The 19,389-nt window shown below is 58.5% G+C and carries 19 protein-coding genes; 3 read left to right on the forward strand and 16 right to left on the reverse strand.

From position 1 onward, the window contains the following. Positions 1-23 precede the first annotated feature (23 nt). The 16 genes from hflX to GH663_RS08660 all read right to left on the reverse strand — a co-directional run bounded on the left by hflX (position 24) and on the right by GH663_RS08660 (position 16,064). Positions 24-1,178: a GTPase HflX gene (gene hflX, locus GH663_RS08585; protein ID WP_153131249.1), complete on the reverse strand. Its 1,155-nt coding sequence runs from the start codon at positions 1,176-1,178 to the stop codon at positions 24-26. A gap of 61 nt (positions 1,179-1,239) precedes the next feature. Continuing rightward, on the reverse strand, positions 1,240-1,476 hold the full coding sequence (gene hfq, locus GH663_RS08590) for an RNA chaperone Hfq (RefSeq protein WP_011288708.1): 237 nt from the start codon (positions 1,474-1,476) through the stop codon (positions 1,240-1,242). A 72-nt stretch (positions 1,477-1,548) separates the two neighbouring features. Next, complete coding sequence (gene der / locus GH663_RS08595) at positions 1,549-2,880, reverse strand: ribosome biogenesis GTPase Der (protein ID WP_066880588.1); 1,332 nt, start codon at positions 2,878-2,880, stop codon at positions 1,549-1,551. Further along, positions 2,877-4,037, reverse strand: coding sequence for an outer membrane protein assembly factor BamB (bamB, locus tag GH663_RS08600; RefSeq protein ID WP_153131250.1), 1,161 nt, complete (start codon positions 4,035-4,037; stop codon positions 2,877-2,879). Before bamB ends, der begins: the two co-directional genes overlap by 4 nt. Beyond that, positions 4,037-4,675, reverse strand: a complete 639-nt coding sequence (locus tag GH663_RS08605; protein ID WP_153131251.1) for a YfgM family protein — start codon at positions 4,673-4,675, stop codon at positions 4,037-4,039. Before GH663_RS08605 ends, bamB begins: the two co-directional genes overlap by 1 nt. 4 nt (positions 4,676-4,679) lie before the next feature. Next, complete coding sequence (gene hisS, locus GH663_RS08610; RefSeq protein WP_153131252.1) at positions 4,680-5,978, reverse strand: histidine--tRNA ligase; 1,299 nt, start codon at positions 5,976-5,978, stop codon at positions 4,680-4,682. Then, positions 5,975-7,204, reverse strand: a complete 1,230-nt coding sequence (gene ispG, locus GH663_RS08615) for a flavodoxin-dependent (E)-4-hydroxy-3-methylbut-2-enyl-diphosphate synthase (RefSeq protein ID WP_211371101.1) — start codon at positions 7,202-7,204, stop codon at positions 5,975-5,977. Before ispG ends, hisS begins: the two co-directional genes overlap by 4 nt. 3 nt (positions 7,205-7,207) lie before the next feature. Next, a complete protein-coding gene (locus tag GH663_RS21075; RefSeq protein WP_211371102.1) occupies positions 7,208-8,134 on the reverse strand; it encodes a RodZ domain-containing protein in 927 nt (308 codons plus the stop codon). Next, positions 8,134-8,844 carry a type IV pilus biogenesis/stability protein PilW gene (gene pilW / locus GH663_RS08625; protein WP_246181546.1) on the reverse strand — a complete coding sequence of 237 codons (711 nt, stop codon included), beginning with the start codon at positions 8,842-8,844 and terminating at the stop codon, positions 8,134-8,136. Before pilW ends, GH663_RS21075 begins: the two co-directional genes overlap by 1 nt. Before the next feature lie 86 nt (positions 8,845-8,930). After that, positions 8,931-10,022 (reverse strand): dual-specificity RNA methyltransferase RlmN, encoded by a 1,092-nt coding sequence (gene rlmN / locus GH663_RS08630; protein ID WP_153131254.1) that lies wholly within the window; start codon positions 10,020-10,022, stop codon positions 8,931-8,933. An 83-nt stretch (positions 10,023-10,105) separates the two neighbouring features. After that, positions 10,106-10,534 carry a nucleoside-diphosphate kinase gene (gene ndk / locus GH663_RS08635; protein ID WP_153131255.1) on the reverse strand — a complete coding sequence of 143 codons (429 nt, stop codon included), beginning with the start codon at positions 10,532-10,534 and terminating at the stop codon, positions 10,106-10,108. A 72-nt stretch (positions 10,535-10,606) separates the two neighbouring features. Then, positions 10,607-11,293: a hypothetical protein gene (locus GH663_RS08640; protein WP_153131256.1), complete on the reverse strand. Its 687-nt coding sequence runs from the start codon at positions 11,291-11,293 to the stop codon at positions 10,607-10,609. Positions 11,294-11,404: 111 nt separating this feature from the next. Further along, entirely contained in the window at positions 11,405-12,688 is a 1,284-nt protein-coding gene (locus GH663_RS08645) for a TRAP transporter large permease (RefSeq protein ID WP_153131257.1), read from the reverse strand. Further along, the gene (locus GH663_RS08650) at positions 12,685-13,461 is read right to left on the reverse strand and encodes a TRAP transporter small permease (RefSeq protein WP_211371108.1); all 777 of its coding nucleotides are present in this window, start codon (positions 13,459-13,461) and stop codon (positions 12,685-12,687) included. Before GH663_RS08650 ends, GH663_RS08645 begins: the two co-directional genes overlap by 4 nt. A 64-nt stretch (positions 13,462-13,525) precedes the next feature. Further along, entirely contained in the window at positions 13,526-14,530 is a 1,005-nt protein-coding gene (locus tag GH663_RS08655) for a TRAP transporter substrate-binding protein (protein ID WP_153131259.1), read from the reverse strand. A 184-nt stretch (positions 14,531-14,714) separates the two neighbouring features. Continuing rightward, the gene (locus GH663_RS08660; RefSeq protein ID WP_153131260.1) at positions 14,715-16,064 is read right to left on the reverse strand and encodes a dicarboxylate/amino acid:cation symporter; all 1,350 of its coding nucleotides are present in this window, start codon (positions 16,062-16,064) and stop codon (positions 14,715-14,717) included. Positions 16,065-16,218: 154 nt separating this feature from the next. Between GH663_RS08660 and GH663_RS08665 the strand changes: the two genes are divergently transcribed. The 3 genes from GH663_RS08665 (at position 16,219) to trxA (ending at position 19,237) form a co-directional block, all read left to right on the forward strand. Beyond that, positions 16,219-18,204 (forward strand): PAS domain-containing sensor histidine kinase, encoded by a 1,986-nt coding sequence (locus GH663_RS08665; RefSeq protein ID WP_153131261.1) that lies wholly within the window; start codon positions 16,219-16,221, stop codon positions 18,202-18,204. Beyond that, positions 18,201-18,803: a response regulator transcription factor gene (locus GH663_RS08670; RefSeq protein ID WP_153131262.1), complete on the forward strand. Its 603-nt coding sequence runs from the start codon at positions 18,201-18,203 to the stop codon at positions 18,801-18,803. Before GH663_RS08665 ends, GH663_RS08670 begins: the two co-directional genes overlap by 4 nt. 107 nt (positions 18,804-18,910) lie before the next feature. Continuing rightward, positions 18,911-19,237 carry a thioredoxin TrxA gene (trxA, locus tag GH663_RS08675; RefSeq protein WP_066880616.1) on the forward strand — a complete coding sequence of 109 codons (327 nt, stop codon included), beginning with the start codon at positions 18,911-18,913 and terminating at the stop codon, positions 19,235-19,237. Positions 19,238-19,389: the final 152 nt, after the last annotated feature.

Raw genomic sequence — 19,389 nt, forward strand, 5'->3', positions numbered from 1 at the left:
GTCGGGATCATGAATGTCGGAGTTCAGTTTATGTAATCGTTTTGGGCTTCGCGTTCGGCATCGGCAAACGCCTTTTTACGGGCTTCGGCCTTGTTCCGGGCGAAGTCAGCCAGCGCTTCGCGCAGCAGATCAAGCCCTTCTCCGGAACGCGCACTGACACGAACGCGCGCGATTCTAGCATACTCGTCCTGCTCGACTCCCGGCGAAGCCTGGGTCAGGTCGATCTTGTTCCAAACGATCACCTGCCGCAAATCCCGGGCGCCAATTTCATCGAGGACTTTATTTACTTCATACATCTGTTCGTCACGGGCATGGCTGGCGCTATCGACCACATGCAGCAAGACGTCGGCATCGATAGCCGCCTCCAGTGTGGCATGAAAGGCATCGACAAGCGAGTGGGGCAAATCGCGGATAAACCCTACCGTATCCGAAATAACAATATTCCCGGCACCTTCGATCCACAATTTGCGTGAAGTGGTGTCCAAGGTTGCAAACAACTGGTCGGCCGCGAAAACCCCGGCGTGAGTCAAGGCGTTGAACAGCGTCGACTTGCCGGCATTGGTGTAACCAACCAGCGAAACGCTGAGTACATCACCCCGCAAGCGAGCCCTTCTTTGAACACCACGCTGGCGGGAAAGTTTCTCCAGGCGTTCTTTCAACAATTTGACACGCTTGCCAAGCAAACGGCGGTCCGTCTCAAGCTGGGTTTCACCGGGACCACGCATCCCGATCCCGCCGCGCTGCCGCTCCAGGTGGGTCCAGCCTCGAACCAAGCGGGTCGACAAATGCTCAAGTTGTGCCAGTTCGACCTGCAACTTGCCTTCGGCGCTGGAAGCACGCAAGGCAAAGATATCGAGAATCAGACTGGTGCGGTCAATAACCCGGCATTTAAGTTCGCGCTCAAGGTTACGTTGCTGAGCCGGTGACAATTCATGGTTAAAAATCACCAGATCGGCTTCGGCTGCCGCAAGCATCGCGGCAATTTCCTGCACCTTGCCCTTGCCCGCAAAAGTCTTCGGGTCCGGACTCTGTCTTTTGCCACAAACCTCCGCGGCGACGACACCGCCCGCCGACTCGGCGAGCAGACGTATCTCTTCCAACTGATCCCCGAGATCAGGCTGACCGAAGTCAAGCTGAACGATTACCGCACGTTCACCGGCGGCAGGTCGTTCATTCATGGGCGGATACGCGGGAAGAGAAAAGACCCGTCATGCCGACGGGCCACAGCACGGGAGGCGATTATTCCGCCGCCTGTTCCTGCTGGAGGTTTACCGGACGAGCCGGCACCACCGTCGAGATGGCGTGCTTGTACACCATCTGGGTTACCGTGTTCTTGAGCAGAACCACGTACTGATCAAACGATTCAACCTGGCCCTGCAACTTGATCCCGTTTACCAGGTAAATCGAAACGGGAACATGTTCCCGGCGAAGAGCGTTGAGGAAGGGGTCTTGTAAGAGTTGCCCTTTGTTGCTCATGGTGTGGACTCCATGTGTGTTGTTATATGAGGTACCTAATGTACCCAAAATTGAGGCGTGGCGCTAAGTTATTTACTTTTTGTCACGATCCGCAAACGGATTCTTGCTGGTCACGAACTGAATGCGCAACGGCGTTCCCTGCAACTTGAATGCCTCCCGGAAGGTATGCTCCAAGTAACGGCGATAGCTATCGGTAATCTGATCGACCGCATTGCCGTGCACGACAATAATCGGCGGGTTGGAGCCGCCCTGGTGGGCATAACGAGGTTTCGGACGGAAAAGACCATGCTTGGCCGGCGCTTGTTTAGCGACAGCATCGGCCAGCACACGAGCCAGGCGAGGCGTCGACAGCTTCGTCATGGCTGCGGCATAAGCGGAGTCGACCGAGCGGAACAGCGCCTCAAGGCCGATATTTTCGCGGGCGGAGACAAAGTGGAACTTGGCGAAATCGAGGAACTTCAGCTTGCGCTGCAAGGTTTGCCGGGTCTGCTCACGGACGTAGGTATCCAGGCCATCCCACTTGTTCACCGCAACCACGAGGGCACGGCCAGACTGCACGATGAAGTCGGCAATATGCGCGTCCTGATCGGAAACATCGGCCTGCGCGTCGACCATCAGGATCACCACGTTGGCGTCTTCGATCGCCTTCAGCGTCTTGACGACCGAGAATTTCTCGATGGACTCGAAGACTTTGCCACGCTTGCGCATACCGGCGGTATCAACAAGCACGTATTGGCGGCCGTTTCGCTCGAAGTCGATTTCTATGGAATCGCGCGTGGTGCCCGGTGCATCGAAGGCAATGACCCGCTCTTCGCCGAGCAGCGTGTTGATCATCGTCGATTTGCCGACATTCGGCCGACCAACGATGGCAACGCGCACCGCCGAGGATTTTTCCTCTTCTTCTTCCGGCTCGGGGAAGGATTCCAGCGCCAGATCGACCAGTCCGCGCACGCCTTCACCATGCGCTGCAGAAATGGCATTGGGCTCGCCGAGACCGAGTTCATGGAAATCCGCCTCGACCATGCCGGAATTCATGCCTTCCGCCTTGTTGACCGCAACAAATACCGGGCGCTCCAGGCGTCGCAGTTTATTGGCGATTTCCTTGTCATGCGGCGTCAGGCCGCTGCGACCGTCGACGACAAAAATGACCGCGTCTGCTTCGGCGATAGCTTGTTCGGTCTGGCGCGCCATTTCATGCAGGATGCCATCCTTGACGAGCGGCTCGAAGCCGCCGGTATCGACGACCAGATAGGGCTTGCGGCCCAGCTTGCCATGGCCATAGTGACGGTCGCGAGTCAGACCCGGCATATCGGCGACAATGGCATCGCGCGAACGCGTCAGGCGGTTGAACAGGGTGGATTTGCCGACATTGGGTCGGCCGACCAGAACGAGCGTAGGTTTCATTGAGCCTCGATTGCGCTCACGTTACCGCCGCTGGTTTGCACCAGAAAGTCGGAACCGAGCAGTTGGACCGGTGTACGCACGGGTGTGCCATCGGTTTTCTGACGCGCAGCAAAACTGCCGTCTTCACGGGAGAGGAAGTGTACGATTCCCTCGGCATCGGCCACGGCGACTAGGCCGCGACGTACCACCGGCCCGCTGACCCGGCGATTGAGCAGTTTGTCCTGCTTCCACAGGCTACTACCGGAAAGGCGGTCGAGTGCATGCACCGCCCCCTTGTCATCGGTAACGAACAGGTAACGACCATCAAGGGCCAGTCCGGCGGCCGAGGAAATATCCCGCGACCAGATCATGGCTCCGCTCTGCCCCAGATCAAAGCAGGCCACGCGCCCCTGGAAGGCAACGGCACAAACCTGCCGGCCCTCGATGACCGGTGGGGCGACTACGTCGGCCACTCGGTCCAGTTCGGTCGCTCCTTTCGGCAGGGCGACGGCCCCTTCCCAGACTGGCGCGCCATTCTGGATGGAGAGAGCGACCAGCTTGCCGCCCGGGAAGCCAACAAAAACATAGCGATCGGCAAATACTGGCGAGGCAACGCTACGCACCGACAGGGAAGGCGTTGAGCGCTGATAGACCCATTTGCGGCCACCATCGCCAGCATCGAGCAGGAAAACGCGGTTGTCGCCGCTCTTTACGGCGACACCATCATCGCCAATGGTCGGGGCAGCCAGCACCTCGCTGGATACACGGGCCTGCCAAAGTGGCCGACCATCTTCCGCCGAGTAGGCCAGCACTTCGCCCTTCGGCGTGCCGACCACGACCATCCGGCCATTTGCTCCGACACCGGCCGATAGCGGCTGACCTGCCTTGATCTTCCAGACATTTTTACCATCTTCCAGCTTGTTGACCGTACCATCGGCGCTGGCAACATAAATTGCATTGCCGACGACGGCCGGCGTAAACACATACCCAGCTGCTTTGCCGACACCGACAGACCATTGCGTACGGACACCGGCCGAATTGCTAATTGGCGCCAGGACAGCCATCTTCGGCCCAGAACTGACAAAGGGATTGATCGAATCAATCGACTCGAAAATCGTCGCACAGCCCGCCGTAAGCAGGCCGGCCGCAACAAACAGAGCAAGCAGACGGCACGACATCAGGCGGCCTCACCCAGGCCATCAAGCTTCTGCTGCAGCAACTCACGGGAAGGACCGGGCTTGCCCTCGCTTTTCTCGAGTGCTCCCTTGTAGGCGGCGCGTGCTTCCGGTTTCTTGCCCTGGGCACTCAATACATCGCCCCTCAGTTCCAGGAAGCGGACATCGAAAGCCGGGGCGTGAGCAGCATCAAGCTGCTTCAGCGCTTCATCGTAAGATTTTTCGTCAAGTTGAACGGCGGCCAGACGAAGCCGGGCAAGATCCTTCAGTTCATCCTTGGCATTCTCGGCAGCCCAAGCCAGTTGCGCCTTGGCCGTCTTCAAATCCCCGGCCTCGAAGGACTGCTTGGCCGCAACCAGCGCCCCCAGTGAGGCGTAATTGGTGCGTCCGAACTTTTCAGCCAACTCCCCCGCCGCCGCCTTGACCTTCTGCGCATCACTGGTTGCCACGGCCTGTTCAAGTACGCCGTAGATCGCTGCCGCTTGCGCCGACTGACTGCGTTGATGCCAGTTCCAGGCCTGCCAGCCAATCACGCCGATCGAGGCGGCAACCACCACGCCGGTGACCAGATTGCCGTACATCTTCCACCAGGTTTTCAGCGTGTCGATCTGTTCCTGTTCTTCGAGGTCGTAATGCGCCATCTGCTTATTCCTCTTCGCTATCTTCGTCTGAATCGATCAGGTGTCCGATGATCGCTTCCGCCAAATCATCGACTTTCAGTTTCTGCTGCGCCGAGCCTTCGGCGCGCAAGGATTTGAGCTGAGCTTCGCCGGTCGACGCCTCGTCATCGCCAATAATGACGGCAAACGCCGCAGCACTGCCATCGGCCTTCTTCATCTGCGACTTGAAGCTTCCGCCACCACAATGCATCAGCACGTTGATGCCTTGGTCGCGCAGTCCTTCGGCAACACGGAAGGCCAGGCGTGACGCCTCGGCGCCCTGATGCACCAGGTAAACGTCAGGCGCCGGCGCCGCCGGTTCGCCACCGGATTCCTTGATCAAGGCAACCAGGCGTTCGATGCCCATGGCAAAACCGCAGGCCGGCGTTGGCTTGCCACCGAGTTGCTCGACCAATCCGTCGTAACGGCCACCGGCGCAAACCGTGCCCTGGGCACCGAGCTTGTCGGTCACCCACTCGAAAACGGTCAGGTTATAGTAGTCCAGACCACGTACCAGGCGCGGGTTGATCGTGTACGGCTGACCGGCATCGCGCAGCACACGCTGCACGCCTTCAAAGTGGGCCAGCGATTCGGCGCCGAGGTAGTCGATCAGCTTGGGTGCCGCGGCACACAGTTCCTGCATGGCCGGGTTCTTGGTATCGAGAATGCGCAGCGGATTGGTATGCAGACGACGCTTCGCGTCTTCGTCCAGCAATTCGGCATTTTCCTCGAAATAGGTAATCAGCGCCGCCCGATGTTGGGCACGCTCTTCTGGCTGACCGAGGCTGTTGATCTGCAGCTCAATGCCATCCAGGCCGAGGTCACCCCACAGGCGAGCGCCCATCAGGATCATTTCGGCATCGATATCCGGGCCGGCCATACCAAAAGACTCGACACCGACCTGATGAAACTGGCGATATCGGCCCTTTTGTGGCCGTTCGTGCCGGAACATCTGGCCGATGTAATACAGGCGCTGCGTCTGACGGGCCGCCAGATTGTGCTCGATGACGGCGCGCACGCAACCAGCAGTACCTTCCGGGCGCAAGGTCAGCGCTTCACCATTCAACCCGTCGATGAAGGAATACATTTCCTTTTCGACGATATCGGTCACTTCGCCGATCGCCCGCTTGAACAGCGGTGTCGGCTCGACGATCGGCATGCGAATCGGGCGATAGCCGTAGCCTTTCAGCCAGGCACGGATGGTGTCCTCGAACAGTTCCCAAAACTCGGCTTCGTCGGGGAGGATATCGTTCATCCCGCGCACGGCTTGCAGCGTTTGACTCATGCTTTCAATTTCTTGGTATAGGTGCGCTCGACATAGCGCTCGATGATTTGTTTGAACTCATTGGCGATATTGTCGCCCTTGAGCGTGACGGTTTTTTCGCCGTCTTCGTAGACTGGCGCCGATGGCGCCTCGCCCGTTCCCGGCAGCGAAATGCCGATATTGGCATGCTTCGACTCGCCAGGTCCGTTGACAATGCAACCCATCACGGCCAGCGTCATGTTTTCGGCACCGTCGTAATGCAGCTTCCATTCCGGCATTTTGGCGCGGACAAAATCCTGCACCTCGCCAGCCAACTCCTGGAAAAGCGTACTGGTCGTCCGGCCACACCCCGGGCAAGCCGCCACCATCGGCGTAAAGGCACGCAAGCCCATGGTCTGCAGGATTTCCTGGGCAACGATGACTTCCTGGCTGCGCGAGCCGCCGGGCTCCGGCGTCAGCGACACACGGATGGTGTCACCGATGCCCTCCTGCAGCAAAACCGAGAGTGCTGCGGTCGACGCGACAATTCCCTTCGATCCCATGCCGGCCTCGGTCAAGCCGAGATGCAAGGCATAGTCGGCCCGCTTCGCCAGTTCCCGATAGATGGCGATCAGATCCTGCACGCTGGAGACCTTGCAGGAGAGGATGATCTTCTCGCCGGCCAGACCAACTTCCTCGGCCTTGGCCGCCGACTCCAGCGCCGAAGTCACCATCGCATGACGCATCATCTCGGTCGCATCGAGCGGTACGGCCTTGCGGCTGTTCTCGTCCATGATGCGGGCCAGCAAATCCTGATCGAGACTGCCCCAATTGACGCCGATACGGACCGGCTTGTCATACTTGCAGGCCAGTTCGACCATCTGGGCAAACTGCTCGTCCTTCTTTTTACCAAAGCCGACGTTGCCTGGGTTGATCCGGTATTTGGCCAGCGCTTCGGCACAAGCCGGGTGCTCGGTCAGCAGGCGGTGGCCGTTGTAGTGGAAATCCCCGATCAGCGGCACGTTGCAGTTCATCCGGTCGAGGTGCTCGCGGATCTTCGGCACTGCCGCCGCCGCCTCCGGCGAATTGACCGTGATCCGCACCAGTTCCGAGCCGGCCCGCGCCAATTCGGCGGTTTGCAAGGCGGTCGCCAGATAATCGGCGGTATCGGTATTGGTCATCGACTGCACGACGACCGGCGCATTGCCGCCGATCATCACGTGGCCAATCGAGGTGGTGCGCGTCAGGCGCTTGTTAACTGCCGTCACAACTTACTCCAGAACCAGACGGGCAACGTCGCCCCGGGTATGCGGTACCAGATCGACCACTTGGCCACGCCAGAACAGTTTGACCCCGGGGGCGAAACCGATGACCAGCGAAAATGGACCATTGCCCGATACCGCCTGCTCAAGCCCTGCCGTGCCGCGCTGGGAGAAAATTACCTTGCTGTCGCGATCCCGGACTTCAACCCAGGACTCTTTCTCGAAGACGAAACGCAACGGCGCCTTGCTCTGGGCTTCGGCATTTGGGGCAGCCGCGGTCATGGCCGGCGGCACCGCCATGGCTGGAGCGCTCACCGGCTCGGCCGGGGCAGGAACCGGGTCCACTTGCGGATTCATCACCTGCTGCGGGGTCGTTCCCGGCGGGAACACCGGTTCAGCCGCAGGCTCGGCGACTGCCGCCGGCGACTGCTCCTGGGCATCTTTTTGCGAGAATGAACTGATCAGGCTCTGGGTACTCTCACGCCAAGCCGACAGATCGTTCGGCAGCAGAAAATAAACTAGGCCGGCCAACGCCACCAAGACTGCTCCCGTCGTCACGACCGCCCGGTCGCGGCGGGAAATATGCCCACTGCTCTGCGGCATGGTAGCCGGACGCGAATCGACATCGCCCAGACGTGTGACGGGCTTCTGTAGCGTCAGATCAAGTTGGGCCATCAGCGGCAACGGGTCGATCTGGACCAGACGAGCATAGTTGCGGACAAAACCGCGAATAAAGGTATGACCGGGCAAGGCCAGCCAATCGCCGTTTTCCAGGGCCTCCACCTGCTTTGCCCCAAGTTTCAGGGCGGCAGCCACTTCCGGAAGCTGGATGCCACGCGCTTCCCGAGCTTCCCGCAACTGGGCGCCCACATTCGGCACAGCTTCGGAAACGGTCTCATCGACCAAGTTTTCGACGCTGCTAATCTGATCACTCATTAAAAGTTACCCTTGAGGAATTCCTGATACTCGACCGAGGTCGGGTATCGACTACGCAATTGTGCCGCGAAAGCACCTTCGGCTGACCGGTTGCCAAGCTTGCGCTCGATGCGGACACCTAGCCACAGGGCTTCGGCGGAAGGCCGCTCCATCATTTTCAGGACATCGTTCAGATAGACCCGAGCCTCTTCGTAGATCCCGCGCTGAAAAAACAGCTTGGCGAGTTGCAGGCGTGCCGTCGGCGCACCATCCCGCGCCAGGCGCAAGGCATTCAGCAGGTAGTTTTGCGCCCCGTCAAGATCGCCCGCCTTCATGGCACAGGTGCCGGCATTGGTATAGGCGCGATCCGGCGTTTCGTAGAGCGGATTCTTCAGGGCTTGCAGGAAATAAGCGATCGACTGTCGCTCCTTGCCAGTGTCGCAGAGATACCAGCCGTAGTTGTTATTAACCTCCGGATCGCTGGGCGACAGGCTCAAGGCTCGCTGAAAGTCATTTTCCGCTTTTCCATACTCCTTCAGATTGGCATAGACCAGACCACGCACGCTGTAGGCCTGAACATAACCAGAGTCGGCACTGAGTGCGATACCGAGTTCGTCGAGCGCAGCGGACATGTGTCCATTCTGAAAATACATGGCACCAAGTTCGGTGTGGATTCGTGCGCGGTTCTTCGGATCGGTGGATGCCTGATTCCGGGTGTTGTTGACCGGCATATCGCTATTGAATTGCGCCAAGGCCGGGAAAACACACAAAGCACTCAGGCAAACACCAACGAGCCGCTGCTTAACCGAAAAACTGTTCACGGCCTGGCCTCCTTGAGGGGAATTACTCGTCCGGACGTACGCTTGGTTTTATCCTTGACCTGCCCCGCCAACTGACCACAGGCCGCATCGATATCGTCACCGCGCGTCTTGCGCGTCGTGGTCACGATGCCCGCCTGCATCAGAATATCGGCGAAACGGCGCACCCTTTCGGCCGGGGAACGCTTGAACGGCGAGCCCGGGAAAGGGTTGAAGGGAATCAGGTTGAATTTGCAAGGCACGTTCTTGACCAGCGCCAGCAATTCGCGGGCATGCGCATCGCTATCGTTGATGCCGTCAAGCATGACGTATTCAAAGGTAATGAAGTCGCGCGGCGCTTTCTCTAGGTAGCGCTGGCAGGCCGCCATCAGTTCCTTGAGCGGATATTTCTGGTTAATCGGCACCAGTTCGTCGCGCAACTTGTCATTGGGCGCATGCAGCGAGACGGCCAGCGCCACCGGACACTCGTCGCGCAGACGATCCATGACCGGCACCAGACCGGAGGTCGAGACCGTGACGCGGCGACGCGACAAGCCGTAGGCGTGGTCGTCCAGCATCAGCTTGAGGGCGGCCACGGAATTTTCAAAGTTGGCGAGCGGCTCGCCCATGCCCATCAGCACGACATTGGAAATGACCCGCTGGTCGCCGTGCACCGCGCCCAATGCGTTATTGGCCTGCCAGAGCTGGCCGATGATTTCCGCCACCGTCAGGTTGCGGTTGAACCCCTGCTTGCCGGTCGAACAGAAGGCGCAATCGAGCGCGCAACCGGCCTGGGTAGACACGCAGAGCGTGCCGCGATCGTCTTCGGGAATGAACACCGTTTCGACGGCATTACCACTGCCGACGTCGATCAGAAACTTACGCGTACCGTCATCCGACAACTTGTCGGAGACTACCGCGGGCGGCGAGACAACAGCCTTGGCCTTGAGCTTTTCACGCAGGCTCTTGGCGATATCGGTCATGGCGTCAAAATCGGCCACACCGGAGCGATGAATCCAGCGCAACACCTGCCGGGCCCGGAAAGGCTTTTCGCCCTGCTCGGCAAACCAGGCAGTCAGGCTGTCGGCATCAAGATCAAGAAGATTTTGCATCAGCATCCTATTCCGTCATTCCCGCCGAAGCGGGAATCCAGAAAACTGGGCTCCCGTCACAGCGGGAGCAACGGATATTTGAATCAACGACCGGCGTAAACGTTCATGCCCGGAAAGAAGAAACCGATTTCAACAGCAGCGGTTTCCGGGGCATCAGAGCCGTGCACGGCGTTAGCATCGATCGATTCGGCGAAATCGGCACGAATGGTACCGGCGGCAGCTTCCTTCGGGTTGGTGGCGCCCATCAGTTCGCGGTTCTTGGCGATGGCGCTTTCACCTTCGAGTACCTGGATCATCACCGGGCCGGAGATCATGAAGGAAACCAGATCCTTGAAGAAGGGGCGTGCCTTGTGCACGGCGTAGAACTGGCCAGCTTCCTGTTCGGACAACCAGGCCATCTTGGAGGCAACGATCTTCAGGCCGTTGGATTCGAAACGGGAGTAGATCTTGCCGATAACGTTCTTGGCAACAGCGTCGGGTTTGATGATGGAGAGGGTGCGTTCGATAGCCATTTAATTGCTCCGCAAAAGCTAGTCAGTTGAAAAACGGGCAATTTTAGCAGATAAGCAGCGGAAAAACCCGGCTCACTGGCTGGCAGTTTTGGCACTTCCCTGTGCCAGCAAAGGCTCGCGCAAGCTGGCAAAATCTCTCGGCGCAACATATTGCAACAGCTCCTTACCGTCGCCATCGACCACGACATCCAGCCCTTGCGACGGGTAGAGCAGATGGGTCCGTTTTTCCGAAATGACCAGGCGCTCACCGGGCTGGCCGAAGCGCTGAATCACTGTCGCCTCGTCGAGATTGACCGTCGGAATGACGCTGATTGCCTTGACCGGCATTTGCTCAGCCCGCGCCAGATCATCCGGATGCAAGGTAATCTTGCGCGTCATGCTTTCCATATGCTTGGCCTTGAGCGCCCGTTCGCGCATCGCGGAAATGGCCTCTTTCGAAACGTCGACCGTAACGATCACCTTGGCCAGCACAAAGCCCAGCGGTACCTGCGCGTAATAAGCTTCCAGCGCACCGACCTCATTCGGCTCGGCAATGATGGCGACCTCGATTTCAGACCCCAGGCGCTGACGCACCTCAGCGAGCGTACTCACCCCCGGCTGCAGCCCGAACACAGTGCTACCCCCCTGCCCATCCAGCACGATCTGCCAGGGCAGATTGCTGTTCGGATCAACCCCTTCCTGCTTGCCGGTCGCCGGCAAAAGAAACGGCACGATCAAGGCAACGAGGACAAAAGCGATCAGGTAGAGGGCAAATTTCATGGCTGGGTCAGCATTCAGGGAGGCGGCCGATTGTGCCACAGCCCTCCCCCACAAAAGGAAAAAGCCGCGCCCGGTTACCCGGAGCGCGGCCTCAATCGGCAATCGCCGTATTTACAGCATGCCCAACTGCTGCGGCAGCCAGAGCGAGAGGCCCGGCCAGTAGGTGACCACGACCAGGAAGCCCAGCATCGACAGCAACCAAGGCCAGACCGCCACGGTCAGTTCAGTGATACCCATCTTGGTGATCCCCGAGGCGACGTAGAGATTCAGACCAACCGGCGGGTGACACATGCCGACTTCCATATTCACCACCATCAGGATACCGAAGTGCACCGGATGGATGCCCAGGGCCACGGCGACCGGAAACAGAATGGGCGCGAAGATCAGCACGATCGACGACGGCTCCATGAAGTTGCCGGCCAACAGCAGGATGACGTTTACCGCCAGCAGGAAGGTGATCATCCCCAACCCGTTGCCCAGCATCCAGTCGGCCAGCGCCTGCGGAATATTCTCGTTGGTCATGATGAACGAGAACAGCACGGCGTTGGTGATGATGTAGAGCAGCATCGCCGACATGTTGGCCGAGTTGAGCAGCACTTTCGGCACATCCTTCAGACCAAGGTCCTTATAGATGAAAACTGCACAAATAAAGGCGTACACCGCAGACATTGCCGCCGCCTCAGTCGGCGTGAAGATACCGGAGTAGATCCCGCCCATCACCACGACGATCAGCAACAAGCCCCAGACCGAGGCACGGAAGGATTTCCAGCGCTCACCCCAGGTCGCCTTCGGCTGACGCGGGTAGTTGAACTTCTTGGCGCGATACCAGGTGACACCGCCAAGCACACCGGCCAGAGCCAGACCCGGAATCACCCCGGCCATGAATAGCGCCCCGACCGACGTGTTGGTCGCCACCGAGTACATCACCATGACGATGGACGGTGGAATCAGGATACCGAGCGCTCCGGAAGTGGCGATCACCCCAGCCCCGAACTTGTTCGGAAAGCCCGCCTTGACCATCGCCGGCAACAGGATGGAGCCGATCGCGACGACGGTTGCCGGGCTGGAGCCGGAAACAGCGGCAAACAGCGCACAGGCCAGCACGCCAGCCAAACCGAGGCCGCCGTACCAGTGACCGACCATCGACGTAGCGAAATTGATCATCCGTTTCGCCACCCCGCCGTGGGTCAGGAAGTTACCGGCCAGGATGAAGAACGGAATGGCCATGATCTCGAACTTCTCGATCCCCGTAAACAGCTTGAGCGCGACCGATTCGAGCGGCACCTGGGTCATCGTGAACAGGAAGGTCAACACGGTCAGGCCGAGCGAAATCGAGATCGGCATACCGGTCAGCATGAGGATGGCCAGCAGGCCGAAAATCACCATGGCGTTCATTGCTGGCCTCCATTCTTGTCATTGTCGCGACGTTCGTTCTGACGACGCTCGTTTTCCTGAGCCAGGGCATCGCCATGACGACGATCGTCACCACTGCGGCGGTCGCCGACCATGGTGTGCTTCAGGTCGTGCATGTGCAGGTTGTCGTCCATGCCATAGAAATCGACATCGACCGGCGGTTTTTCCTCTTCCAGACCGTCGACATGACCGTGGTCATGGTGCGGCAGCTCACCCGTTTTCAAGAAGCCCCAGGCCACCTGCAGGAAGCGGAAGCACATCAACGAGGAACCAAGCGGAATGGCGCTGTACACCACCCAGGTCGGCCACTCGAGGTCAGGCGTCGTCGGCCCTTCGTAGTTATCGCCCGTATCGATGCCAAGCATCTGGAAAATGGCGTAATGCGCCCCGTTTTCCCAGACGAAATGCGCCCCCAGCGAAGCGACGACACCGGTAAACAAGGCGCCCGCCAGCAAGCCGAAAACGATGAACTTGCCGCGCATGCCATCATCGAGACGATTGATCAGCACATCGACGCCAACGTGGATGCCGGTCCGCACGCCATAGGCAGCACCGAACTTGGCCATCCATACAAACATGATGATGCAGAGCTCTTGAGCCCAGCCGAAATTGAGCGTCAGCAACCAGTCCTGCAGCCCGGGAATTGCCATCCCGGCCATGTAACGGTGTGCGACGGAAACGAAGATAATCAGCGTGGCCGCTCCCATCAGGAAGGTGACCAGCAACTCTTCTAGGTGATTCAACGCTTTGTTGATCATGATGAGTTCCCCCGGTGTACCTCGGGGGCCGCAGCCCCCGAGTTATTGTTGCTGCTGCGAATTACAGGCTATCCGGCTTGAAGCCGATATCCTTGTAAACCGCCTGGATCACTTCCTTGCCAACACGACTTTCCATTTTCTGATGCACCGGCACCAGCGCCTTCTTGAAGGCCAGGCGCTCTTCCTTGGTCGGCACATAAACCGTGGTCTTGCCACTCTTCTTCACGGCTTCCAGGGAACTTTCGTTCTCGACCTTGGCGATCTGGTTGGCGTAACGGGTCGCCTGCTCCATCGCATCACCCAACTGGGTGCGGATATCAGCCGGCAGGCCATCCCAGAACTTCTTGTTCACGATCACGGCATAACCCAGGTAACCATGCTCGGTCAGCGTCAGGTGCTTCTGCACTTCGTGCATCTTCTGCGTGTAGAGATTGGAAATCGGGTTCTCGGTACCGTCGACCACGCCAGTCTGCAGCGCCTGATAGACCTCGGAGAATGCCATCACCTGCGGCAAGCCACCGAGCGCGCGCACTTCTTCTTCCAGCACCTTGGAAGACTGGATGCGCAGCTTCTTGCCCTTCAGGTCAGCCGGCGACTTGATCGGGGAATTCAACGAGAAGGACTTGAAGCCATTATCCCAGTAAGCCAGGCCGCGGATACCCTTCGGCTCCAGCTTGCTCAGCAACTGCTTGCCAACCGGCCCGTTGGTCACCTTGCGCAGATCATCGTAGCTACCGAAGATGAACGGCAGGTCGAAGACCTCGAATTCCTTGACGCCGAGCGGGCCGAACTTGGCCAGCGATGGAGCAAGCATCTGGACGGCGCCCAACTGCAGCGCTTCCATTTCTTCCTTGTCCTTGTACAGCGTCGAGTTGGCGTACACCTCAACCTTGACCTTGCCACCGGTCAACTCGGCCGCCTTCTTGGCGAACATTTCAGCGGCCTTGCCCTTCGGCGTATCGGCGGCCACAACATGGCTGAACTTGATAACGATCGGCTGCTGAGCATATGCGCTCAACGATAGAGCACCGACCAGCAAACCAACCAAAAGCTTGGAAACTTTCATTTTTTCTCCTCCGGAAATTGAGCCATCAAATATCTTTTACGGCTGGATGAAATTATTACGAAAGACGTAACTGCCGCGTATTGTGGTTAACCACATTACAAATCAGATTCATTCCATTTACAGCACCCCAAAAAGAAAAACCGCCGGACCAGCCGGCGGTTTTCAATGGGCAAGTTGCTTGCGCTCAGTGATGCTCGAGAATCGGGCGCGGGCTATGCGGGATCGGCGGTTCCTGCGCGTCATCCAGCACTTGCTCGGGGAAGTCGGCTTCATCCTGGGTTTCGTTATCCAACACCGCTTTCAGCTTTTCGGTATCGAGCGCCTTGCACCATTTGGCCACGACCAGCGTGGCGACGCTGTTGCCGATGAAGTTAGTCAGCGCCCGGGCTTCCGACATGAAGCGGTCGATCCCCAGAATCAGGGCCAGACCGGCCACCGGCACGGTACCGACAGCCGAGAGGGTCGCCGCCAGCACGATGAAGCCGCTACCGGTAACACCAGCCGCCCCCTTCGAAGTCAGCAGCAGGATAACCAGCAGGGTGATCTGCTGCTGCAGATCCATCGGCGTATTGGTCGCCTGAGCAATGAAGACGGCCGCCATCGTCAGATAGATCGAGGTGCCGTCGAGATTGAAGGAATAGCCGGTCGGCACAACCAGGCCGACAACCGACTTATCGGCCCCGGCATTTTCCATCTTGGCCATCAGGCGCGGCAGGGCAGACTCCGAGGAGGAGGTACCAAGCACCAGGAAAAGCTCTTCCTTGATGTATTTGATCAATTTCCAGATCGAGAAGCCGTGTACCGCAGCAATGCTGCCCAGCACCGCAAAAATGAAAATGACGCAGGTCAGGTAGAACGCCCCCATCAGGTTGGCCAGTTGAGCCAGACTACCGACGCCATGCTTGCCAATGGTGTAGGCCATCGCACCGAAAGCGCCGATCGGGGCGACCTTCATGATCACGCCGACGATACCGAACAGCACGTGCGACAGCTTTTCGATCAGTTCGAAGACCGGCTTGCCGCGTTCACCGAAAGCGTTCATTGCATAGCCGAAGAGAATCGAGAAGAACAGCACCTGCAGCATGTCGCCCTTGGCAAAGGCATCGACGACACTGGTCGGGATGATGTTCATCAGGAAATCGACCGTGGACTGCATCTTGCCCGGCTCGGCATACTTGGCAATACCCTTGGTATCCAGGGTCGTCGGATCGACGTTCATGCCGGCGCCCGGCGCCCAGACATTGACCACGATCAAACCGATAATCAGTGCGATAGTACTGACCACTTCAAAGTACAGAACAGCCAGGCCGCCGGTCTTGCCGACCTTCTTCATGTCTTCCATGCCGGCGATGCCGACCACGATGGTGCAGAAGATGATCGGGGCGATGATCATCTTGATCAGCTTGATGAAACCATCGCCCAGCGGCTTCATGGCCGCGCCGGTTTCCGGATAGAAATGCCCGAGCGACACACCGATGGCAATCGCCAGCAGCACCTGCACGTACAGGCTCTTGAACAACCCTCTTTTGGCCATAAAACCGGCTCCTTTGGTGATGATTTATTGAAAACTAATTGATAAAACGGCCGGAAGTATCGTTTTGTCACCACGCCACCGCCATTGTGGATATCCGAATTGTGGATACCCACAATGGTCAGCCGCGAAATAACGTGAGGTAACATTTGTCGCCATGACCCCGATGCCTAAATTGCGGAGTTCGTCCGCCCTCCATTTGCGCTGGCTGCTCGCCTTACCCAAACTGGGCATCGTGCTCCTGATCGCGGCCCTGCTCTCGCTACTCTGGCTGCTCCACCTCAACGAAGTTGACGAAGAGCGCACCAGCCTGATCAAGGATGTCCTCTGGCTTGAGCAAAACCTGCGCTTTCACCTGAACGGCAATGAAGAGCAACTCCAGCAACTGGCTGTAGACATGGCAACCCTGGCCGACGAAAAGAGGATCTTTCGCCTGCGCGCCGGCCATCTGCTGAAAAACAACCCTGAAATAACGCAAATTCTTTGGTTCGACCCACAGCGCAAGCTTATCGATGCCCTGCCCGGGACAACGCTGCCGGAGCACGAAATCGAATCCTTCGGCCCCTTCGTTACTGAAAAAGCCTTTGAAATGGCGCGCCGGCTCGGCAAACAGGAATACAGCGAGCCGTTCTTTCTCGAAGGTAACCGGGCCTTTGTCGAATTGTTCATCCCGATCTACCGGGAAAGGGAATTCAACGGCATGCTGGTTGCTGTACTGCCGCTCGACACCCTGCTCGACAATCTGGTTCCCTGGTGGTTTACGGAAAAATACAAGGTTGTCATCATCGATGACAACGAAATTCAGTACGCCGCGAAAACGCATATCGAAGGTCTCGGCAACCAGACTTACGAAATTCCTTTCGACCCGCCCGGCTACGGCCTGAAGCTCCGTGTTGTCAGCTACCAGAGCAGCACCAATCCACTACAACGCCTGCTCACCATTGCCATCGTCGCCCTGGCCGCCGGCGTCTTCTGGAGCCTGTGGATGGTTCGTGACCTGATGAAAAAGCGCTCGCAGGCTGAAGAAGCGCTGCGCGCCGAACACGCCTTCCGTACCGCGATGGAGAATTCGCTAACCGTCGGCATGCGGGCCCGCGACCTGAAGGGCAAGGTCGTCTACGTCAACCCAGCGTTCTGCAAAATGACCGGCTTCAGCAGCGATGAACTGGTCAACAGTACGCCACCGATGGCCTATTGGGCGCCGGAGCAGATCGACGAATCCTACGCCATGCACCAGGCCGTTCTGGCCGGCGAAGCGCCGGTGGACGGCTTCGAGATGATCTTCATGCGCAAGAATGGCGAACGCTTCCATGCCCTGGTCTATGAAGCCAAGCTGATTGACGGCAATGGCCAGCATACCGGCTGGATGGCCTCGGTACTCGATATCACCGAGCGCAAGCGGGCCGAGGAACTGGCCCGCCAACAGCAGGAGCAACTTCAGTTCACCTCACGCCTGGTGACCATGGGCGAAATGGCCTCGACGCTGGCTCACGAACTGAATCAGCCGCTGGCAGCAATCGCCAGTTACAACACGGGCTGCCTGAATCTGCTCGAACGCCCCGATTGCCAGGCTCAGGAGATTCGGCCTGCCCTGCAGAAAGTTGCGGTGCAGGCTCAACGGGCGGGAAAGATCATTCGCCGGGTGCACGATTTTGTCCGCAAGAGCGAACCGAAACGTGCCCCCTGCCGACTAGCCGAGGTTATCGACGACTGCCTTGGCTTCATTGAGGCGGACGCCCGAAAACACCACGTACGAATTGAATGTGACATACCCGAAATGCCACCGATTCCTGCCGACCGACTAATGTTGGAGCAGGTTCTGCTCAACCTGATCCGCAACGGCATGGAAGCCATGGCAAATACACCGGAAGGGCATCGCAAGCTGAAAATCCGGGTCTGTCGCGAAGATGCCGAACTAAAAGTCAGCGTTGCAGACCATGGCTGCGGCATCCCGGCAGAAATCCGTGACAAGTTATTTACCGCCTTCTTCACCACTAAACCGGAAGGTATGGGGGTCGGTCTTTCCATCTGCCGCTCGATCATCGAATTTCATCGCGGCCGGCTGTGGGCCGAAGACAACCTGCAATCACCAACTGGAAACGGTACGATATTCACCTTCACTCTCCCCATGGAAACCGCATGAGCAAGCCGCAAGCCCACCTGGTAGACGATGACGAAGCCATCCGCGATGCGCTGGCCTGGCTACTCCAGTCACGCGGCATCCCATGCACCACCTACGACAGCGCCGAGGCCTTTCTCAGCAGCTGGAATGCCAATCTGGCCGGCTGTATCGTCCTCGACATGCGGATGTCCGGGATGAGCGGATTGGATTGTTTTGACAAACTGCGCGAACTGGCCTCCAGCCTCCCGGTCATCTTTCTGACCGGGCATGGTGACGTCCCACTGGCCGTAGGCACGCTAAAAAAAGGTGCGTTCGATTTTTTCGAGAAACCGCTCAACGATAATGAGTTGGCGACCCGCATTCAGGAAGCGATGGAGCTTGATGCCCGCCAGCGTGCCGCCAATGCTACGGTCGACTCGCTGAATGCCCGGATTTCCAGCCTGACCACCCGCGAAAAACAGATCATGGAACTGGTGCTGGCCGGCAAGTTCAACAAGGTTATCGCCGATGAATTGAATATCAGCATGCGCACCGTCGAGGTGCATCGGGCGAACCTTTTCGACAAGATGCAAGTCAAAACCGCCGTCGAGTTGGCCAACTTGCTGAAACCCGGGCGCTAACCCTTCCCTAAGCCCCCTTTTTTCGTTAGCATCTCGCGCAAATCCCTTCGCCATTCACGGCGTACATTCCCCTATTACTCCGGTTCACTCCATTCACGAGGCATTTCATGAGCGAGCACATCCATTACGTCACCGACGACACCTTTGAAGCCGAAGTGCTGCAAGCGCAGCAGCCGGTTCTCGTCGATTACTGGGCAGAATGGTGCGGCCCCTGCAAGATGATCGCCCCCATCCTCGACGAAATCGCCAGCGAATACGCCGGCAAGCTGAAAGTCGCCAAGGTCAATATCGATGACAACCAGGCCACCCCGGCCAAGTTCGGCATCCGCGGCATCCCGACCCTGATGATTTTCAAGAACGGCAATGTTGAAGCAACCAAGGTTGGCGCCCTCTCCAAGGGCCAACTCGCCGCCTTCATTGACAGCAACCTGTAATCTCCGTAGTCTCCCAGCCTGAGTTCGCGTTCTGCGTCCTCAGGCTGACGCAAGCGGCAACCAGCCCCGCGTCACTCCCCTCCCTCTGCTCTTAGCATCTGCGCCCCGGCCTCCGGGCAGTCGTCCGTTCCCTTTCGGCGCCATACACTCCC

Source organism: Dechloromonas hortensis, from assembly GCF_009469765.1.
Classification (GTDB): domain Bacteria; phylum Pseudomonadota; class Gammaproteobacteria; order Burkholderiales; family Rhodocyclaceae; genus Azonexus; species Azonexus hortensis.